Source organism: Caulobacter sp. CCH9-E1 (genome assembly GCF_001556515.1).
Classification (GTDB): Bacteria; Pseudomonadota; Alphaproteobacteria; order Caulobacterales; family Caulobacteraceae; genus Caulobacter.
In genome coordinates this window covers 1-18468 of record NZ_LSJA01000112.1, presented here as the reverse complement: position 1 = coordinate 18468, position 18468 = coordinate 1, and the positions used below count along the sequence as shown (strand labels likewise).

Annotated in this window: 12 protein-coding genes and 2 riboswitches; of the genes, 3 read left to right on the top strand and 9 right to left on the bottom strand. The window is 66.4% G+C overall.

Annotated elements, in window-relative coordinates; all coding sequences use genetic code 11:
* Positions 1-7 precede the first annotated feature (7 nt).
* The 3 genes from metC to AX690_RS07300 all read right to left on the bottom strand — a co-directional run bounded on the left by metC (position 8) and on the right by AX690_RS07300 (position 3386).
* A complete protein-coding gene (gene metC / locus AX690_RS07310; RefSeq protein WP_062100090.1) occupies positions 8-1168 on the bottom strand; it encodes a cystathionine beta-lyase in 1161 nt (386 codons plus the stop codon).
* Positions 1169-1271: 103 nt separating this feature from the next.
* Complete coding sequence (locus tag AX690_RS07305; protein WP_127846985.1) at positions 1272-2255, bottom strand: hypothetical protein; 984 nt, start codon at positions 2253-2255, stop codon at positions 1272-1274.
* Between the two features lie 111 nt (positions 2256-2366).
* On the bottom strand, positions 2367-3386 hold the full coding sequence (locus AX690_RS07300) for a hypothetical protein (RefSeq protein ID WP_062100088.1): 1020 nt from the start codon (positions 3384-3386) through the stop codon (positions 2367-2369).
* A 586-nt stretch (positions 3387-3972) separates the two neighbouring features.
* On the opposite strand from AX690_RS07300, the gene AX690_RS07295 reads away from it, so the two are divergent.
* Positions 3973-5403: a serine hydrolase gene (locus tag AX690_RS07295; RefSeq protein ID WP_066680036.1), complete on the top strand. Its 1431-nt coding sequence runs from the start codon at positions 3973-3975 to the stop codon at positions 5401-5403.
* A gap of 63 nt (positions 5404-5466) precedes the next feature.
* Here AX690_RS07295 and AX690_RS07290 read toward each other — a convergent pair whose 3' ends face one another.
* The 4 genes from AX690_RS07290 to AX690_RS07275 form a co-directional block, all read right to left on the bottom strand.
* The gene (locus AX690_RS07290) at positions 5467-6426 is read right to left on the bottom strand and encodes an amidohydrolase family protein (protein ID WP_066680033.1); all 960 of its coding nucleotides are present in this window, start codon (positions 6424-6426) and stop codon (positions 5467-5469) included.
* Positions 6427-6487: 61 nt separating this feature from the next.
* A complete protein-coding gene (locus AX690_RS07285; protein ID WP_066680031.1) occupies positions 6488-8443 on the bottom strand; it encodes a prolyl oligopeptidase family serine peptidase in 1956 nt (651 codons plus the stop codon).
* A gap of 85 nt (positions 8444-8528) precedes the next feature.
* Positions 8529-11240, bottom strand: coding sequence for a TonB-dependent receptor domain-containing protein (locus tag AX690_RS07280; protein WP_066680027.1), 2712 nt, complete (start codon positions 11238-11240; stop codon positions 8529-8531).
* Between the two features lie 117 nt (positions 11241-11357).
* Positions 11358-11452: riboswitch (glycine riboswitch) on the bottom strand.
* Positions 11453-11455: 3 nt separating this feature from the next.
* Positions 11456-11543, bottom strand: a riboswitch (glycine riboswitch).
* Positions 11544-11808: 265 nt separating this feature from the next.
* The gene (locus tag AX690_RS07275) at positions 11809-12849 is read right to left on the bottom strand and encodes an ABC transporter substrate-binding protein (protein WP_066680026.1); all 1041 of its coding nucleotides are present in this window, start codon (positions 12847-12849) and stop codon (positions 11809-11811) included.
* A gap of 106 nt (positions 12850-12955) precedes the next feature.
* Between AX690_RS07275 and AX690_RS07270 the strand changes: the two genes are divergently transcribed.
* Positions 12956-13624, top strand: coding sequence for a response regulator transcription factor (locus AX690_RS07270; RefSeq protein ID WP_066680025.1), 669 nt, complete (start codon positions 12956-12958; stop codon positions 13622-13624).
* Positions 13621-15078 (top strand): sensor histidine kinase, encoded by a 1458-nt coding sequence (locus AX690_RS07265; protein WP_066680024.1) that lies wholly within the window; start codon positions 13621-13623, stop codon positions 15076-15078. Before AX690_RS07270 ends, AX690_RS07265 begins: the two co-directional genes overlap by 4 nt.
* A 22-nt stretch (positions 15079-15100) precedes the next feature.
* Here AX690_RS07265 and AX690_RS07260 read toward each other — a convergent pair whose 3' ends face one another.
* Together AX690_RS07260 and AX690_RS07255 are read right to left on the bottom strand one after the other, a co-directional pair.
* Entirely contained in the window at positions 15101-16189 is a 1089-nt protein-coding gene (locus tag AX690_RS07260) for a tyrosine-protein phosphatase (protein ID WP_066680022.1), read from the bottom strand.
* 14 nt (positions 16190-16203) lie between these two features.
* Positions 16204-18468 (bottom strand): TonB-dependent receptor (locus AX690_RS07255; RefSeq protein ID WP_066730315.1); only part of this gene is annotated, 2265 nt, incomplete at its 5' end.

Genomic DNA, 18468 nt, shown 5'->3' with positions numbered 1-18468 from the left:
GCTCGCCTTAGGCCAAGGCCGCGAACAGGCCTTCCAGGTCGGCCCACAGATCCTCAGGATCTTCCAGACCGATGCTGATGCGCAGGATGGTCCCCTCTTCCGTCCACGGCACGGCCACCCGGTCTGGACGGATGTCCATCGGTACGATCAGGCTGCGAACGCCGCCCCAGGAGGCGCCGATGGTGAAGGTCTTGAGCGCGGTCAGAGCCGGGCCGAGCTTGTCGTCGACACCCGGCTTCAGCACCACGGCAAAGAGGCCGCTGGCCCCGGCAAAGTCGCGTTCCCAGAACTCTCGGCCGGGGCACTCGGGCAAGGCCGGATGCAGCACGCGCTCCACGCCGGGCAGGCCGACGATCTTATGGGCCAGGTCCGTGCCGACCTTGCCGACATGGGCCAGGCGCACACCCATGGTCTGCAGGCCACGGATGGCCAGCTGCACCTCGTCGGGCGAGACGCCGATGCCGATCATCCGGGTCGTGGCCTTCAGCGCCTTGAATAGCTCGACGTCGCGGACGCTGATCGAGCCCAGCAGCAGGTCCGAGTGACCGCCGACATACTTGGTCAGGGCTTCCATCGAGAAATCCGCGCCATGGACCAGCGGCTTGAACAGCAAGGGCGTGGCCCAGGTGTTGTCGCAACCGACCAGCGCGCCCTTGGCGTGGGCCGCGGCGATGATCGCCGGCACGTCCTGAAATTCCATAGTCGTCGAGCCGGGGGACTCGATCCAGACGAGCTTGGTCCGATCGTCGATCAGGTCGGCGATCCCCGCCCCGATCATCGGGTCATAGACCTCATGGTCGATGCCGCGCGGCTTCAGATAGTTCACGCAGAAGCCGCGCACTGGCGGATAGGCGGTGTCGGGGATCAGCACCTTGTCGCCCGGCAACAGCACGGTGAGGAAGACGATGGTCGCCCCGGCCTGGCCCGAGGGCACGATCACCGTGCGCTCGCCGCCTTCCAGCGCGGTCAGATAGGCTTCGAGGGTCTTGGTCGTCGGCGTACCGTGCAGTCCGTAGGTATAGCCGTCGGGGCCCCGGTACTTTCGGTTCGAATAGGCGTCGGCGTCTTCGAAGACGATGGTCGAGGCGCGGTAGGTCGGCACCTGCAGGCTGGCGTAGCCTTCGTGCGAAACTTCCGGGTAGTGCACGACGCGCGACAGGTCTTTCATGGTGTCCCTCGACTGATCTCGAAGCGGACATTCGGGCCAGCCGGGTAGAAACACAATTGACCGTCAGGCACCGGTCCATGCCCTACGGTTATAGCTCAGGGACCTACCGCGATCGGGTGCCCCTCAGCGCCGCGGCGAAGAAGGATCTCACCGGCCGTTTTCGTCGGGCAAGGATTGGCCTGGCGGCGCCGGTTAGCTCTGCGCGGACCCGGTCCCACTCCTCCTTGAGGACGATGTCGCCCCAAATGATGAGCCATTTGGAGCGGCGCATCCGCTGTTTCAGGGTGCCGGGCTTTTCGAGGGTTCGGATCGCATCGAGGAGATTGCGCGAAGGCACTTCGGTTGGATTGAGCAGCAACTTGATCTTGGCGACCTTGGTATTGGCCAGCCGCTGCTGGGCCTCTCGGGCTTTTCGATCGGCGGCGGACTCTTTCACGCCCGGGGGTGGATCCTGATAGTTCCCCAGCAGGGAGTGAACATCCGCGATCAGCTCCCGCAAGTCGTTGATCCATTCCTGGCGCAAGCGGGCCACGGCATGAATGCCCAGATTGGCCGAATTCGTTGCGGCGATCTCCACATTGCGGGCCGCCGCCGCCGCGTTCGTTCGGGCCACTTCAACATTGTCGGCCGCGGCCTGGGCGTTCTTGTCGGCCACTTCTACGGACCTGAGGCTGGTCGCCGCCTGCTTCTCGCTCACATCGACGGCCCGGGCGCTGATCGCCGCGAGCTTGTTGGCATTCAGGCGAGCCATGAGGGGCGTGACGATCAAGGCAGCCAGCGAAGCGATCAGCGCCGCGATCGAGCTGAGCGCGGTCCACTTCGAAGACTTGTCCGGTTTCTCGACGGCTTCCTTCTGTGCGGTCGTTGAAGGTTCGGAGCCCTTGGCACCGTTGTCCCGCGCCTGGTCCTGCGTGTGTACGAGGCCGGTCTGCGCCGCCGCTGGTAGACCGGCGTCAGCAACAGGTGACGACGGTGCGGCCGCCGGCTGTTCCTGGGCGATGGTGGGAAGTGCGCCGACGACGGAAAGCGCGATTCCTGCGGAGATGATCAGGCAAAGACGCCGAAATGACACGGTTCGAATAGACACGGGCAATCCACACAGGCTTGGCGACTTCAGGATGGGGCCGTCTAAGTGACGCCCAGCGGAGCCGATAGGATCACGCTTGCGACACCTTTCAACGGGTCTCAGTCACTTGTCCTAGCTGGCCTCAGCTTCCTCCTGAAGCATCGGCCCGATTTTGAAGTGAGGCGTGCGCAATGACGCGGGAAGATCCTCAATCATGAGATCTGTCCATGTGTACCCCTTCGACCGCATGCCACCTGCTATCTCCGGGTAGTTCTTGAACATCACCGAATTGTACTCCGGTTTGAAACGGTGGATGAGTTGAGCCTCCACCTCCCTGGTCATGGCCTCGTCGCCCAAAGCGACCAGGGGCTCGCTCATGAAGCGTACGAAGGCCTCTGAGTCGGACAGGTCCACGTCATGCAAAAGCGTCTGAATGCCCGAGACATCGCTCATTCCGCCGTACGGCAGCTCGGCAACGTCCGTCAGGCCGACGACCGATAGCAAGATCAAGGAAACCTCGAACGGTGCCCTCGCGGCGGGGGCGGCCCCCACCGGGCTCTGCACTGTGAGGATCTTTTGCATCTTCTCGTGCCCAGTCAGTCTGTCCCAGACTTTCTGGTCGAACGCTTTCCCCACGTAAAGAACGGTGAAGTCTAAAAACGAAAGGGGATCGCCGCTTCCCGTGGTGTCGACTTCGAGTCCCCTCACAAGCATCTCGTAAAGAAGCTTCTGCGGACTCCACCAGACGATCAAACTTTTGTCTTTTCGAAACAGCTTGATCGCGCCTACATCACGAAATGGCTGCTCTTTGCCCGGTGCCTTGGTGAAATAATGGGTCTCGACGCAAATTGCTTCGCCGGGACCGCAAAGGCCAGCATTGACGAGGTCTACGCGGCAAGCCAAAGGCGTCGTTTCGCCGTCCGCGATTTCGAAAGAAATGACGCCGTCGTCGAGGACCACGTTGTCGAAGTAGGTCAGCGGCCGCTGGACCAGCAGATACAGCGTGCATTTGTCGAGCCGCTCGCGGACGACCTCCTCCTCCTTGAGAAACTCGAACTCATAAGCCGAGACGATCGGGTAGTTCACGGCTACCTGAATATTCGCGACCTTCGCCCCTTGGACGACGTCACCGTCCGCTGCTGCGGTGTCCATGCCCTGCCCTCCCACGCGCTCCAACGACCTTGAGCGATTACGTTGAGAGTCGCCAGCGCAGCAAGACGAACCCGTCAGCTATAGATTTTCTGCTCGTCCAATCCAACAGACCCAAGTACGCGGCAGCCCTCGGACCGACGCCAGGGCACGACGCGCAAGTGTACACGATGAGTTCACGACACCCCGTAAGTCTTTGATATTTATGATTGCTTCCTACAGTCCATCATCGGAGCTACGGAAATTTTCGCCATAAGTACTTTATTTTATTCAATAATTTTCACGCCAATTGCTCCACTGGAGAATTGGACCGACAGAAACTCGACTGAAGGATTTCAATAAGTTAGCTGAATTCGAGGCGCGAGAACACACTCAAAACCACGCTCGCTGTACCCGCGTTGTACACGCCGAGCGCCCAATTGCGAACAGCCGTGGAGCGCTTGCTCATCGAGCTCAACAGCGCTGGATGACCGCCGAGCGGATCGGCCGTGTGCGCGCCGCAGGTCGGCGCCTCCGAATTACAGATCGTTATGTTGCGAGGGCTAGGTCGAGAGGCGAGGCTCCGCCGTGTTCGTTGGGAAAGCCGTGCATGAAGCTCTCGATCCTGGCGCTGGGCGCGCTGTTGATCCTGCCTGGGCAGGCTTTCGCGAATACCGCCGATGACCGCCGGCAAGCCGTTGAAAACGGCCTGCGCCCGGCTGTGGTCGTTGAAGGGGGAAGTAATGGCGGCCGCAGCCTGGAAGACCGGATGCGCGAGCTCCATACGCCCGGCGTGGCCATCGCCGTGGTGCGGGCGGGAAAGCTGGATTGGGCCAAGGGCTATGGGGTCGTGTCGCCCGGCGGCAAGGCCGTAGACGCTGACACGCTGTTTCAGGCCGGCTCTGTAAGCAAACCGGTCGCCGCGGTCGCGGCCCTGGCCATGGTCCAGGATGGAACCCTATCGCTGGACACCCCGATCAATACGGCCCTGAAGAGCTGGACCCTGCCGGAGAACAACTTCACGCAGGCGTCCGCGGTGACTCTCAGAAGGTTGCTGTCGCACACGGCCGGAACCACGGTCCATGGGTTTCAGGGTTACGCGGTCGGCGCGCCGCTGCCGACGGCGCAGCAGATCCTCGATGGCGCGGCGCCGGCCAACAGCCCGGCCGTAAGGGTCGATGAGCCGGTGGGCGTTCGTTACCGCTACTCCGGCGGCGGCTATACGATCGCTCAGCTGGCCATGATCGACGCGGCGAGCAGGCCCTTCCCGGCTATAGCGCGCTCCAAGCTGTTTGAGCCGCTGGGCATGGCGCGCAGCACTTATGAGCAACCCCTGCGGGCCGGGACCCCGAACGTGGCCCTAGCCCATGACGAGACCGGCCAGCTCATCGCGGGCGGTTTCCATGTCTATCCCGAACTGGCGGCGGCGGGTCTCTGGACCAGCGCCAACGACCTGGCGCGCTTCGTGGTCGAAGTCCAGAACGCCCCCCATGGCCGGGGTAAGGTCCTTTCGCTGAAGACAGCCCGTCAAATGCTGACGCGGCAGCCTGGCGGCTGGGGTCTGGGCTTCAAGGTGAGCGGCGAGAGCAAGGCGTTCTCCTTTTTCCACGACGGCTCTAACGCCGGCTACAAGGCAACCCTGGTCGGCCATCCCGAGACAGGCGACGGCGTAGTGATCCTGACCAATGGCGAGCAAGGCTATCAGCTGGGACAAGAAATCCTGCGCGGGGTGGCGGTCACTTACGGCTGGAGCGACTATGGGCCGACCGTCCGGAAGGCCTTCGACTTGCCCCTGGCCGCTCAGCGTCCGTTCGCCGGGACCTTCGAGATCAAGGGCCTTGGAACCTTCGAAATCCGCGACGCCGGAACCGCTATGTTCGTCGAGCTCCGCAAGGGGCAAGCGTTTCGGCTGATCCCCTCTTCCGACCGGTCTTTCTTCATCACTGAACAGAACATCGCGCTGACGTTCGAGGACGCCGATCATGGCGCAGCCGAGGCGGACGGCCAGCGATTTGCGTTCACGCGGGTTGCTGAGAAATAGCGCCACAAGCCGACCTTGAGCCGTCGTCGAGAAGCCGACGCTAGACCCGACGGCAAGGGGACATCATCGAAGGATCGCCCCCCACTCGCTTGGACGAAGTTCAGGCCAGGAGGCGGTCGCGGCAAAATAGCCTTTCAGGTCGCCGGCGAACGGCCAGTCCGAGCCGGCGACGAACCGGTCGACGCCTATTCTGCGGATCAGCCCGGCCATCTTGGCGCGATCCCCCGCGACCGTTTGCTCCGTGAATACCTGGGCGAGGTCGAAGCGCACGTTGCTGACAACAGCCGGATTACGATCAAAGGCGCTGGCGAAGGCGCCTAGGGCGTCCAGGGTGACGGCGTCGATCCCGCCCCACCCCGCGGCATGGGCGATGACCACCGGTTGCCGACCGGCTGCGGGCAGCACCTGATCCAGGAAGATCCCCACATCGCGCGCGCCATAGTCGGAGGCCCGCGTGCGCATGTGGAGCATGATCGTCCACCCATTGCCGGCCGCCGCCCGGAACACCGCCGCCAGCTTGGCGACCTGGACGGGGTCCCGAAGATCGACGTCCGAGTTGGTCAGGTGCAGCTTCAACCCGGTGACGGCGGGATCGCCCTTCCAGTGCGCAATTTCCGTCAGGGCTTCGGGCGCGGTCGGATTGACGCTGACGAAGGCGGCGAAGCGGTCGGGTCGGGTCCGGGCCAGGTCGACCGTGAAGGCGTTGGCCGCACGCACCACGCGCGCGGCGTCCGGCAATGGATCGGCCAGAGGGCTCTCAGCGAGGTAAGCGGTCGACATCAACCAGCCCTGGCGAATGCCCGCCTCGTTCAGGGCTTTCAGGGCGTCTTCGGCCGTCAGCGGCGCGGTGAAGCGAGGGTCGCACGGGCTCTTGCGCATCGGACTGACGCAATAGGCCGGCAGGATGGCGAGAATGGCCGGGGAATGGACATGCATGTGGTGGTCGATCGCCGGTTGGGCCCTGACCTGACCGGCGCAGACCATCAGCGCCAGCAGCGCCCCACATCGCAGAGAGATCGACAAGGTCGGGAATCCTCAAGCAGGAAAAAGGGCGCGGAACCGTGCTCCGCGCCCTCGCCTCGACTTACTGGCCGCCTTCGCCCAGCAGCGTCTTTCGCCAGAACATGATGCTGGACCAGAAGTAGTAGTCGACGTTCTCCTTCTTGCGGAAAACGTGACCTTCGTTCTGCGCCAGCACGTGCCAGACCGAACCGCCGTTGGCGCGCACGGCCTTGATCATCTGATCGGCTTCGCTGGCCGGCACGCGCGGATCGGTCCCGCCCGTGGCCACCAGCAGCGGGATCTTGATCTTGTCCACGCTGGTCAGCGGCGAGATCTTCATAAGCTGCTCGCGCTGCTTGGGATCGCGCTCGTCGCCGTATTCCACCCGGCGCAGATCGCGGCGATAGGCCTGGGTGTTCTGCAGAAAGGTGACGAAGTTGGAGATCGCGACGTAGCAGTTGGCCCCCTTCAGGCGGGCGCTGTAGTGCGTGGCCGAGGCGTAGCACATATAGCCGCCGTACGAGACGCCGTTGACGGCGAAGCGGCCGGCGTCCAGGGCGGGCTCCTTTTCCAGGGCGTCGAGGAAGGCGCCGATGTCCTTGACCGAGTCCTCACGCTTAAACGGGCCGTTGTCGAGATTGACGAAGCGCGCGCCATAGCCGGTCGAACCGCGCACGTTCGGGAAGAACAGCGCCACGCCCAGCTCGTTGAGCAGGTAGTTGTTCGGCCCCTGGAAGTCAGGACGGGTCTGGCCTTCCGGACCGCCGTGGATGTCGACGATTAGCGGCCGCTTGCCAGGGAACTTGGCCGGATCGGGCTGGTACAGGAAGCCCGAGACCTTCTCGCCGTCGAAGCTGGCAACCTCGACGAGACGGGGCTCGACATTCAGGCTCGGATCCAGGCCGCCGGTCTCGCTGTGGGTCCACTGGGTGACGGCCAGGGTCTTCGGATCGATCGAGAAGGCGTCGCCCGGCACCTTGGCGCTGGACATGGACAGGCCGATGTCGCCCCAGGGCGCGATCTGGATGGCCGCGCCGATGCTATAGGGAATGACGCCAGCCGGCAGGCCGTCCACGGGGCGCACAGCGCCGGTGGCGACGTCCATCACCCGCACGCGCGACACGCCCGCCTCGTTAATCGCGTAGACGACGAACGAACCGTCCGGCGCGACGGCGTAGTCGCTGACGTCCCAGCGCGGCTCTTTGGACACCGGGGTGAAGCCACCCTTGGCGTCCAGCTTGCCGAGGCGCAGGAAGTCGGAGCCCTTGTTCGAGGTCAGCCACACCGCGCCGTCATGGCCGTATTTGGGATCGACGTAGGAGGCCTTGGTCTTGACGTCGGTCAGGGCCCTCATCTTGCCGCTGGACAGGTCTAGTTCGTAAACCATGGCCTCGTTGATCGACATGCGGTTCAGCACCAGGGCCTTGGAACCGTCGGCCGAGAAGTCGGCGATGTTCCAGCCGCCGCCCTTCACCTCGGCGACCAAGCGGTCGCTCTTGGGATCCTTGGGATCGACGACGTACAGGTCCATGTCGGCGCCGTTGCGGCGCGACGAGGCGTAGCCGACCAGTCGGCCGTTCGGGGCCCAGGCGCCGAACCAGTTGCGGCTCTTGCCGTCGGTGATCAGGCGCGGGCGGCCGGCTTCCAGGACGTACAGCTGGTAGAATTCATCGCCGCCCTTGTCCTTCTGGATCACCAGCGCATCCCCCTCGGGCGAGAGCGCGGCGGTCAGGATCGGCTCGTTCTCGAAGCTGATCTGGCGACGGTCCCCCTCGGCCTTGGCGACGACGTGGACCTGGTCCGAGCCCCCGAAGCGGGTCTTGACCAGCATCGAGCGGTCGGCGGCGTTCCAGCCCAGGAAGTTGGCGTGGCGCGACTGTTGGTACGGGGCTAGGCCGGCGACAAGATCCTGCGGGATGGCCGGGACGCCGTCGACGACCATGGCGGGAGGCGGCGCGACGGTCTGGGCCGCCAACGGAGTCGCGAAGACGGCCGCGCTCGCCAGCAGGGCGAGCGTCAGGGGAAGACGAGGGGTCATTTGGGGGGTCACCATGGGAAAGGTGGGCGCGCGCCGCTAGAAACGGGGGAAACCGGCGGCGCGCGAAGTCGGAGCGGGAGCTGAACTAGAAGCGCATCCGCGCGCCGACGGTCACGTAGCGACCGATCACGTCGTAGTACGGCGAGTACAGCGAGCTGACAGGCGGTTTCTTGTCGAACAGGTTCGTCGCGTTGGCGTACAGCTCGACCTGCTTGCCGCCGAACTCGGGCAGGCGCGCCTGAACGCCCAGGTCCACATAGGTGTAGGCCTTGATGTGGTTGTTCACGAGATCGACGGTGTTGTTGTAGTTGCCCGCCGAGATGTAGCGGGCGCGGATATTGGCGCTGAAGACCTCGCCGGCCCAGTCGAGCGAGGCGTTCGCCCGGGTCTTGGGCGTGCCCAGGCCGAACGAGTAGCCCTGCGACTTGACGTACTCGATCTTGCTGACGCCGTCGTTGGTGGTCAGGCTGTTGACCCAGGTGCCCAGCAGGCGGGCGCGGATGCGGCCCGGAGCGCCCGGGATCAGGCGGTCGAATACGGTCGAGTACGAGATCTCGGCGTCGAAGCCGTCGGTCTTGTAGTTTGCCAGATTGACATAGGTCGAGACGATCCGGGTGATCGTGCCGCTGGCGTCACGGGTGACCCGCGAGCACAGGTCCTGGTTGCCGTTGGCGCAGCGGGTGACGATGTCCTGGGCCGCGATCGTGGTGATCACGTCGTCGATGTTGATCTTGAAATAGTCGAGCGACATCGACAGGCCCGAGATCGACGGCGGCGAATAGACGAAGCCGGTGGTGAAAGTCTTGGCCGTCTCGGGGTTCAGGTTCGGGTTGCCGCCGCCGTTGGTCAGCACATAGACGCTGGAGTTGTTGGTCGGGTCGGTCAGGGTGTTGTAGCCGGTCGTCGTCGTCGTGAAGAGCTCGGTCAGGTTGGCCGAACGGATGTCGCGCGACTGGGTGATGCGACCGCGGAAACCCGGGAAGAACTCGTTGGTGGCGCCCAGCTTCCACGACCAGATCGAGCCGGTGGTGTCGTAGTCCGAGACGCGGGCCGCGGCGTTGACTTCCAGCTTGTTGAAGACAGGGACGTCGCGCACCACCGGCACCAGCACTTCGGCGAAGGCTTCCTTGACCGAGAAGCTGCCGGCCATGGCCGAGAAGCTGAACGAGGTGAAGGCCTTGGCCGCATCCAGGGCGCCGACCGTGCGATCGACAGACTCCTTGCGGGCCTCGGCGCCGATAGCGATCGAGACCGGGCCGGCGGGCAGCGAGAAGGGCTCGCCGCGCAGGCTGAAGCCGCCGACGTCCAGCTTGCTGGTCTCACGCATCGAGGGCGTGCCGGTGACGTAGTCCAGCGCCGCCTGCGAGGGCGCGCCCTGGCCGAACAGGTTGATCGGCACGCAGTTGGTCGAGGCGTTGGTCAGGGCGATGCGGCAGATCGGCTTGCCTGTGGTCGGGCTGATCACCGAGTCGACCGCGTTGGCGTAGTTCTGGGTTAGGAAGAACCCGGGGGTATCGATGTTGTTCTCTTGCTCGCCGTGGCTGTAGTAGGCGCTCCAGCGCCAGCCGCCGTCGAGTTCGCCGTCTAGGGCGATCGTGCCCTGGGTCGAGACGCGCTCGAAGTCGATGGTCGGATAGGCCTCGGTGTTGAAGCGGCCCATCGTGAAGGTCGTCTGGCCGGCGGCGGCCAGGGCCGTCTTCACGGCGGTGGGCAGGAAGGCGTTGTCCGACTTGATCGTCAGGTTGCCGCGGTTGTGGTCGCCGAACCAGATGTAGTTGTTCCACATCCGTGAGCGGCGCAGTTCGGCCGTCAGCTTTATTTTGTCGGTCAGCTCATAGGTCGCGCTGGCCATGGTGGCGTAGCGCTTCTGCGGCGTGACCAGCGGCGACAGGTCGTCGTTCGAGGGGCCTTCGCCGCCGATCGAGTTCGTGCCCTGCACCGTGCCGTAGTCGAAGGCGCGCAGGGAGCCGTCCGGATTGAAGGTCTGGCCGCGCAGCACGCCCGAGGTGATCAGGCCGCCGGGCGCCGCGTTCGAGAAGCCGACGTCGGGGGCCAGGATGAAGCGGCCGGCGCCATTCGAGACCGTGGCCCAGCGACCGATGTTGGGACGGCTGCTCTTGGGGATGACGCCATCATTGTCGAGATATTCGCCGCCGATGACGAAGTGGCCGCGGCCGCCGGCGAAGGTCGTGCCAGCCGCGCCTTCGACGCGGATCTGCTTGGCGTCGTCGTACGAGGACTCGCCCCCCTCGATGCCGAACTTGAAGCCGGTGAAGGCTCGGTCAATCGAGAGATTGACGACGCCGGCGACGGCGCCCGAACCCCAGGCGGCCGAGGCGCCGCCGGTCACGACGTCGACGCCCTTCAGCATGACGCTGGGGATCATGTTCAGGTCGTTCTCGCCGGAGAAGCGGCGGCCGTCCAGCAGCACCAGGGTGCGGTTGATGCCCAGGCCGCGCAGGTCGACCGGGGCGTTACCCGCGCCGGTGTTGGTGCCGGTGGTTTGGGGCGAGGTCGTGGCGCGGAACTGCGGCAGGTCGTTCAGGGCGGCGGCCACGTTCGGACGGGCGCCGACGGCCAGGTCCTCGGCGGTGACGCGCACGGTCGGGGTCGGGGCCTGGAAGCCGGCGCGGTCGATGCGCGAGCCGGTGACGACGATCTCGGCGACGCTGGTGTCCTCGGTCGCCTGCGGGGCTTGGGCGGCCTGCGCGAAGGCGGCGGTGTGCAGCATCATGGCGGCGGGCGCGATGGCGCAGCCCAGCAGCAGGCTACGGCGGGTTTGGCGAGAAATAGTCAAACGAGATCCCCTCGGCTTTTGCAGTCGACAATCGCCCTCCCCGCCGCCCACCTGATGCGGGCGACCAGTCGCGAACCGGGGCTCCTTCCCCGATGCGCCAGGCGCTTCCTCTGCCCCCGCTGTCCTTGGGCCTGAGAGATTCAGGCGCCGCTCGCGCCCTTGCTCCGTCGGCGAGGCCGCTCCTTTCTACGAAGCGGTCCTGCTTTCCAGCGTCCTCATGCTCTGCGGTCCGTTTTGCCTGAGCGTTTCCGGGGCGGTTGCGCCTTCGGCGTCGGGGAAACCCGATCTCTTCCGCGAGAGCCAGAACACTTACACGCCGCAGTTCCGCCTTCGTCAAAACCCGGCCAAGCGACAAAAACAGCCCCCAAAACCGCGCCTGACTAGGAAATCCCCCCAAGCGCCTCCCCGCCTTCGGCGGCCCTTCCGCCGATCCATCCCCGAAGCTCGGGTCGTGACAGGTCCGTGACAGATTCACCGAGGTTCGGATAATCTTGGTTTCGTGGCGCGCGGCGGGATTTGACGCTCAAATGCTCAAATATTGAGCACACAAAGACCATTATTTGAGCATTCAGCGCCTGTCGCTCGGCTGGGCCATGCGCCAGCGCGTCAGCAAGACCTCGCGCCGGCCCTGGTCGAAATTGGCCAGCAGCGCCGGGCCGACTCGGATCGGCCGCCCGCCCGCCTGGGCCGGGGCGGCCAGTCCCGAGCGCACCGGGGTCAGCCGCGCCTCCAGCAGGCGTCGCTGCCCGGCCTCCGACATCAGGTAGTCGAGGAACACCCGGGCCGCGTGCGGATGCGGCGCGGCCTTGGCGATGAAGGCCACCCGCGAGATCGACAGGTGATAGTCCTCGGGCACGATCAAGCCGATGTCGCTCTTGGGGCCGTAGCCCCGCGCGTAGAGATCGGCGTAGGAGCCGTTCATGTCGAAGGCCAGCAGGTGCTCGCCCGAGGCCACGCGGTCCAGCATCGGCTTGCCGGGCACATAGGTGCGGGCGCGGGCGGCGGCCAGCGCCTCGTACAGGGCCCAGGCGTCGGGATAGACCTCGGTGTTGCTGGATAGGTAGAGGAACCCGACGCCGCTGCGCTCAGGGTCGTACATCCCCACCTTGCCGCGCCAACGCTGCGGATCGGCCCGCAGCGCCGCCAGCAGGGCCGCATGGCTGCGCGGCGCCTCGTCGGGCTTCAAGCGCGCCTTGTTGTAGACGAAGACGATCGGCTCGTTGGTCATGCCGAAACCCTGGTCGCGCCACCGCGCCCAGGCCGGCAGGTTTCTGGCCTCCAAGCTGTGATAGGTCTGAGCGTAGCCGTCGTTGATCAGCTTGACCTGGGTGTCCATGGCCGAGGTCCAGACAACGTCGGCGACGGGCTTGCCCGTCCGGGCCTCCTCGATCACCCTGGCCTGCATGTCGCGCGAGGTCAGCACGACGAAACGCAGCTTCACCTTGGGAAAGCGGCGCTCGAAATCGGCGACCAGCCGTTCCTGGACATCGTTGTTGATGTAGATGACGGCCTCGCCTTCGCGGCCGGCCGCGCGGATGTCGACGGCGCGCGTCGCCTGCCCCGGCGCGGCGGGGCCGCAGCCCGCCAAGGCCAGAACGCCCGCGCCCAACGCCCCCCCGCCAAGGCCGGCCAGAACGCTCCGTCTCTTGACCGCGACTGTCAATCGGCGTCCGATGGCCGTTTCTCCCGCACGTGTTTCGGTTCCTACATCCCCGATGAAGATACTCGTTGTCGAGGATGATCCTCCGCTGCGCCGCTCGTTGCAGACGACGCTGGAGAGCGAGGGCCACCAGCCGATCTGCGCCGGGACCGGCGAGGAAGCGCTGGCCCTGGCCCTGGCGGCCGGCGCCGACTTCGACGCCGTGGTGCTGGACATCGGCCTGCCCGATATCGACGGCTTCGAGATCCTGGGCCGCCTGCGCCGGGAGGGCTTCCTGACGCCGATTGTCATGCTGACCGCGCGCGACGCCGTGCGCGACCGTATCGCGGGCCTGGACATGGGCGCGGACGACTATGTGCTAAAACCCTTCGACCCGTTCGAGCTGGTCGCTCGCGTGCGCGCCGTGGCTCGCCGGCAAAGCGGCTATGCCTCGCGCAGCGCCCATGTCGGGACCCTGGCCTGCGACTGGGAGGCTGGCGCGGCCTGGATCGGCGACCGCCGCCTCGACCTGCGCCCGCGCGAATGGGCGGTGCTGAAGGCCCTGGCCAGCCGCCCCGGCCGAGTGATCGAGCGCGCTCGCCTCGCCGCCGAGGTCTTCCCCGACGAGCAGGATCCCTCGCCCAACGCCCTGGACATCCATGTCGGCCGCCTGCGCCGCAAGCTGGCGCCGGACGGCCCCAACCTCAGCACGCTGCGCGGCGTCGGCTACCGGCTGGATCCGTGAGCCGGGCCGCCTCCAGAGCGGGCCGTCCCAGCCTAGTCGGCCGCCTGCTGCTGGCCCAGGTCGCGCCCCTGGCCCTGCTGGGCGCGGCCCTGGCCCTAGCCGGCGCCCTGGCCGCCCGCGCGGTCGTCGAGAAGGCGTCGGACCGGCTGCTGGCCGGCTCGGTGGCCTCGATCATCGCCCAGGTCGGCGCCGTGGACGGTCAGGCCAAGGTCGCCTTGCCCCCGTGGTCCCTGGGTCTGCTCGACACTCCGGAACGGGACGCGGTGTTCTATGCGGTCCGGCAGGGTCCACGCCTGGTCACGGGCTATGAAGACCTGCCGCATCCGCCTGCGCCGTCACCCAACGAAACCAACTTCAGCTACGGCAAGATGCGCGGCTACGCCGTGCGGATCGCCCAGTCGACGGTGATGGTGCCTGGGGTGCGCGAGCCCGTCGTGGTGGCCGTGGCCCAGAGCCTGGATTCCCGCCGCGCCAGTGTGCGCGACTTGCTCTTCAACCTCATCGGCCTTCCGGTCCTGCTGGTCGTCCTCGCCGCGGCCCTGGTCTTCCCGGCCATGCGCTGGGGGCTGGCGCCGCTGCGGCGCTTGACCAGCGAGCTAACCTTCAGGGCCCAGGCGCCGCGGCCGGATCTCGCGCCCATCGACCCGCTTGACGCGCCCGCGGAGCTGTCGCCGATGGTCGACGCCTTCAACCACCTGCTGGGCAGCTTGGAGCGCTTCACGCGCGCGCTCGAGCGTTTCTCGGCCGACGCCTCCCATCAGCTGCGCACGCCCCTCTCGGTGATCGTCGCCAACCTCGCCCTGTTGGAGCGCTCAGCCACGACGCCGCGAGACCAAGCCTTACTCGCCGACTCTCGCGCGGCGGCGGCCAGCCTGCGACAGGTGCTCTCGCAGTTCCTGGCGCTGGCGCGCTCCGAGGCGGCCGCGGCTGAGGGCGAGGCCGATCTCGTCGCCCTGCTCAACACCATCCAGGTCGAGGCCGCGCGCGCCTTCCCCGGGGTCGAGGTGCTGGCGCGCCTGCCTGCGGATCTGCCGCTCGCCCAGGGCAATCCCGTGCTGATCGGCGAGGTGCTGCGCAATCTGGTGTTCAACGCCTGCGCTTATGGTGGCGGCAAGGTCCTATTGGCCGCCAGCGCCGACGGGGGCGGACTGAAGGTCGTGATCTGGGATCACGGCCCAGGCATCGCCGATACCGAACTGGAACGTTTGCTCGCGCCCTTCAACCGAGGTCCCCAGGCCTCCGCCTCCCCCGGCGCGGGCCTTGGCCTGGCGATCGTGCGCTCGATCACCCAACGCCTCGATATCACCCTCGAGCTGGGCCATCGCTCCAACAGGCCTGGCCTCGTGGCGAGACTAGGCTTTGCAGCCTGGTCGGCCGGGCGGCGCCAGAACCGGACCTTGGGTCCGCTCCGGAAAGACGACGCCCCGGCGCAGGACGATCAGGCCGGGGCGTAGATTACAGCGTGTGGTGTCGAGCCTAAACCAAGTAAGCGGCGCGCAGCTTGGCGATCTTCGCGTCGGTCAGCCCAAAGCGCGCCTTGGTCAGGGCTACGGGACCGCCGAACTTGGCGTCGATGGTCGCCAAGGCCCGGCGCATGACCTCGGGGTCCGAACCCATGATCACCTGCAGCACCTCCGGCGGCAGCTTCGAGAGGGCCTGCATCTGCTGGGCCGTGACGCCGCCGCTGGCCGCCCCGCTCTGGGCCATCTTCGCGTAGTAGGATGGCGGGGTATAGACCTCGGTCAGGCCATAGTCTCTGAGCACCGTATCGCGCGGCACGCCCAGCACCGACAGGATCAGGGCCGAGGCCATGCCCGTTCGATCCTTGCCGGCGCTGCAGTTGAAGGCCAGCGGCCCCTCGTCGGCCACCAGGCGCGCGAACATGTCGGTATAGTGAGGGGTCAGCATGTCCAGGAAGCCGACATAGGCTTCGGCGAAGCCTTGGAGGGCGTCCTCGCGGGTCTTCATCGTCATGAGCGAGGCCATCGAGGCGCTCATATCGTAGTCGGTCGCCACGATCTTGGGGCCCGGCGTCTTCAGGAACGGGTTCGGCTCGCTGGTCCGCTCCTGGGGATTGCGCAGGTCGCAGATGGCCAGGACGCCCAACGCCTTGAGGTACTCCAGATCGCCCATCGTCAGGTTGGCCATGACGCCCGAACGATAAATCTTGCCCCACCTGACCTGGCGGCCGTCGGCGGCGCGCCAGCCGCCGAGGTCGCGGAAGTTGCGGCCGCCTTCCAGCGGCAGGAGACGCTCGGCCACGCGGGTTTGGCGCCCGTCGGCGGCCTTCACCAGGAAATACGGACGCGGCGAGACCGGGGCGCCCACGCTGGCCGAGGTCCCGGTCGCCGTCTTCAGGAGGCGCATGGCCCCCGTCCTAGCGGCGGGGTCGGCCGAGACCAGAACGGACACGGCCTGGGCGCCGGTCCAGTCCAGGCGGACCGATCCGGGCGCGGTGCGTTCGGCCTTGGCGTCCAGAGCGGTCGCGGCGCGGGCGGCGGGGGCCAGCGCCAGAGCGCCAGCCGCCGTGAGGAACAGACGACGATCCATGTGCTTGGGGTCCATTGGAGTTCCCTTCCCTAGAACTTCACATTGGCTTCGACGCCGAAGGTGCGCGGCTCGTTGTAGATCGCGTACGTACCCAAGGCGGCGTTGGTGTTGCGCAGGAAGACGTAGGACTCGTTGGTCAGGTTGCGCGACCAGACCGACAGCTGCAGGGCCGGAGCGCCCTCGGCCAGTTTGATATCGGCCAGGGCCAGGCGCCCGTTCACCGTGAACGACTTGTCGCTCAGGGTCGGGTCCGTGGTGCTGGTCATCTGGGCGTCGGCGAAGTTGGCGTCCAGGTGGGCCTTGAACGTCGCGCCGAAGGCCGGGCGGACATAGTCCGCGGCCACGCTGCCCGCGTTCTTGGGGCTGTACAGCGGATAGATGGTCGACTGGGCGTTGGTGAACGGGTTGAACGCCTTGGACAGCTTGATGTCGGTATAGGCGTAGGCGCCCGACAGGGTCAGGCCCTCGACCGGGACCAGGGCGAAGTCCAGCTCGAAGCCCTTGGTCTTGCCCGTGGCGGCGTTGGTCGTCTCCAGCGTGCCGCGATTGTTGTTGAGGATCAAGACGTTGAAGTCGACCTGGGCGTCCTTGATGTCGCCGGTGAAGGCCGCGACGTTCAGGCGGGCGCGGCGGTTCCAGAACTCGGCCTTGGCCCCGACCTCGAACATCTCGACCTTTTCCGGATCATAGGCCCGGTAGGTCAGCGAGCGCGAGTTGGCGCCGCCGGCCTTGTAGCCCGTGGCCCAGCGGCCATAGAGGTTGATGTCGTCGGTCAGTTCGTAGGCCACGCTGACCATCGGGTCGAAGTGACTCCAGGACTCGTCGAGCGGGACCTTGCCGACGACCGTGTTCTTGTTGCCGTCGACATAGCTGGGCAAGGCGCCGTTGACGATGTCCAGCGAGCCTTTCTTGGCGTCCTTGGTGTAGCGGCCGCCGGCGGTGACGTGCAGCTTGTCGTTCAGGATCGCGGGGGTCCAGGCGGCCTGGCCGAAGGCGCCGTAACTGGTGGTCTCCACGTGGCTGGCGCGGTCCAGCGGCACGGTGTTGAAGTCGATCGACAGCTGGGTATAGGCCGTGCCGGTCGCGTTCCACTGCAGCGAGTTGGGCGTCTGGGCGTTGTCGCTGACCTTCTCGCGGAAATAGAAGACGCCGCCGACATACTCGATGCGGTCGGTCTTGCCGACCAGCTGGAGCTCCTGGCTCACCTGGTCTTGCCAGACGCGGGCGACGCTGTAGCGGGCGAAGGGGCCGTTCGGCGCGAAGACCGACAGGGCCACAGCGCCGTTGTCGAACTGGGTCTGGGTCAGCTTGCGGTACGAGCTGATCGACTTCAGGTCCAGGCGGTCGGCCAGCTTCCAGGTCAGGTTCAGGCGATGGCCCCAGGTGTCGCCCTCGCTCATCTGCAGCGGCACGCCGATATTGGCGCTCTTGGCGCGGTCGGACTGGGCCGGGCTGAGCGGCGCGAGGGGCAGCGCGCCCTTCTTCTCCAGCTGCACGTAGTATGGGGTCGAGCCATCATACGAGACGTCGAAGGCGTAGTCGGCGCTGAACGCGCCGGACGGCCGCCAGGCGGCTTCCAGGTTCAGCCCGCGCTTGTCGTAGCTGTTGAAATCCGGCTGGCCCGAGGTGGTGGGGTTGACGGTCGTGCCGCCGCGCTTGCTGAGCAAGGCGTCGAGCTTGACGCTGATCCCGCGGACCTCGGGCAGGTCGATGTGAGTCTCGGCCTTGTAGGCGTTGTAGTTTCCGTAGCCGAGCGTGGTGTTCATGCCGAACACGCCCGTCGGGGCCTTGGTGACGATGCTGACCGCGCCACCCTCGGTGTTGCGACCGAACAGCGTGCCTTGCGGCCCTTTGAGCACCTCGATGCGCTCGACGTCGTACAGCGCCGAGCCCAGCCCCTGGGCGCGCCCCAGATAGACGCCGTTGACATAGACGCCGACGGCCTGGTCGCGGGCGGGTTGGTTGGCGTCGCCCAGGGCGCCGATGCCGCGCATGCCGATCGTCAGGGCCGATTTGCGGGCGAAGAACGGCGCGACGCGCAGCGAGGGGATCGCGCCGTCGCCCAGGTCCTCGACCGACTGGACGTGACGCGCCTTCAGGGCCTCGCTGTCCATGGCCGAGATGGCGATCGGGGTGTCCTGCAGGTTGGTCTTGCGCTTCTGGGCCGTGACCACGACCTCCTCGAGGCTGACCTGACCCTCGCCGGAAGCCGGACCCGCGGCCGCCGCATCGACCGACGCCGCCGGGATATCGGCCGCGTTCGCCGCGCCGCCCAAGGCCAGAACCGCCGCACC

Bases quoted from the DNA above. Each gene is read 5' to 3' on its own strand.
- metC (WP_062100090.1), bottom strand. From the start codon at position 1,168: ATGAAAGACCTGTCGCGCGTCGTGCACTACCCGGAAGTTTCGCACGAA.
- AX690_RS07300 (WP_062100088.1), bottom strand. From the start codon at position 3,386: ATGGACACCGCAGCAGCGGACGGTGACGTCGTCCAAGGGGCGAAGGTC.
- AX690_RS07295 (WP_066680036.1), top strand. From the start codon at position 3,973: ATGAAGCTCTCGATCCTGGCGCTGGGCGCGCTGTTGATCCTGCCTGGG.
- AX690_RS07285 (WP_066680031.1), bottom strand. From the start codon at position 8,443: ATGACCCCTCGTCTTCCCCTGACGCTCGCCCTGCTGGCGAGCGCGGCC.
- AX690_RS07270 (WP_066680025.1), top strand. From the start codon at position 12,956: ATGAAGATACTCGTTGTCGAGGATGATCCTCCGCTGCGCCGCTCGTTG.
- AX690_RS07260 (WP_066680022.1), bottom strand. From the start codon at position 16,189: ATGGACCCCAAGCACATGGATCGTCGTCTGTTCCTCACGGCGGCTGGC.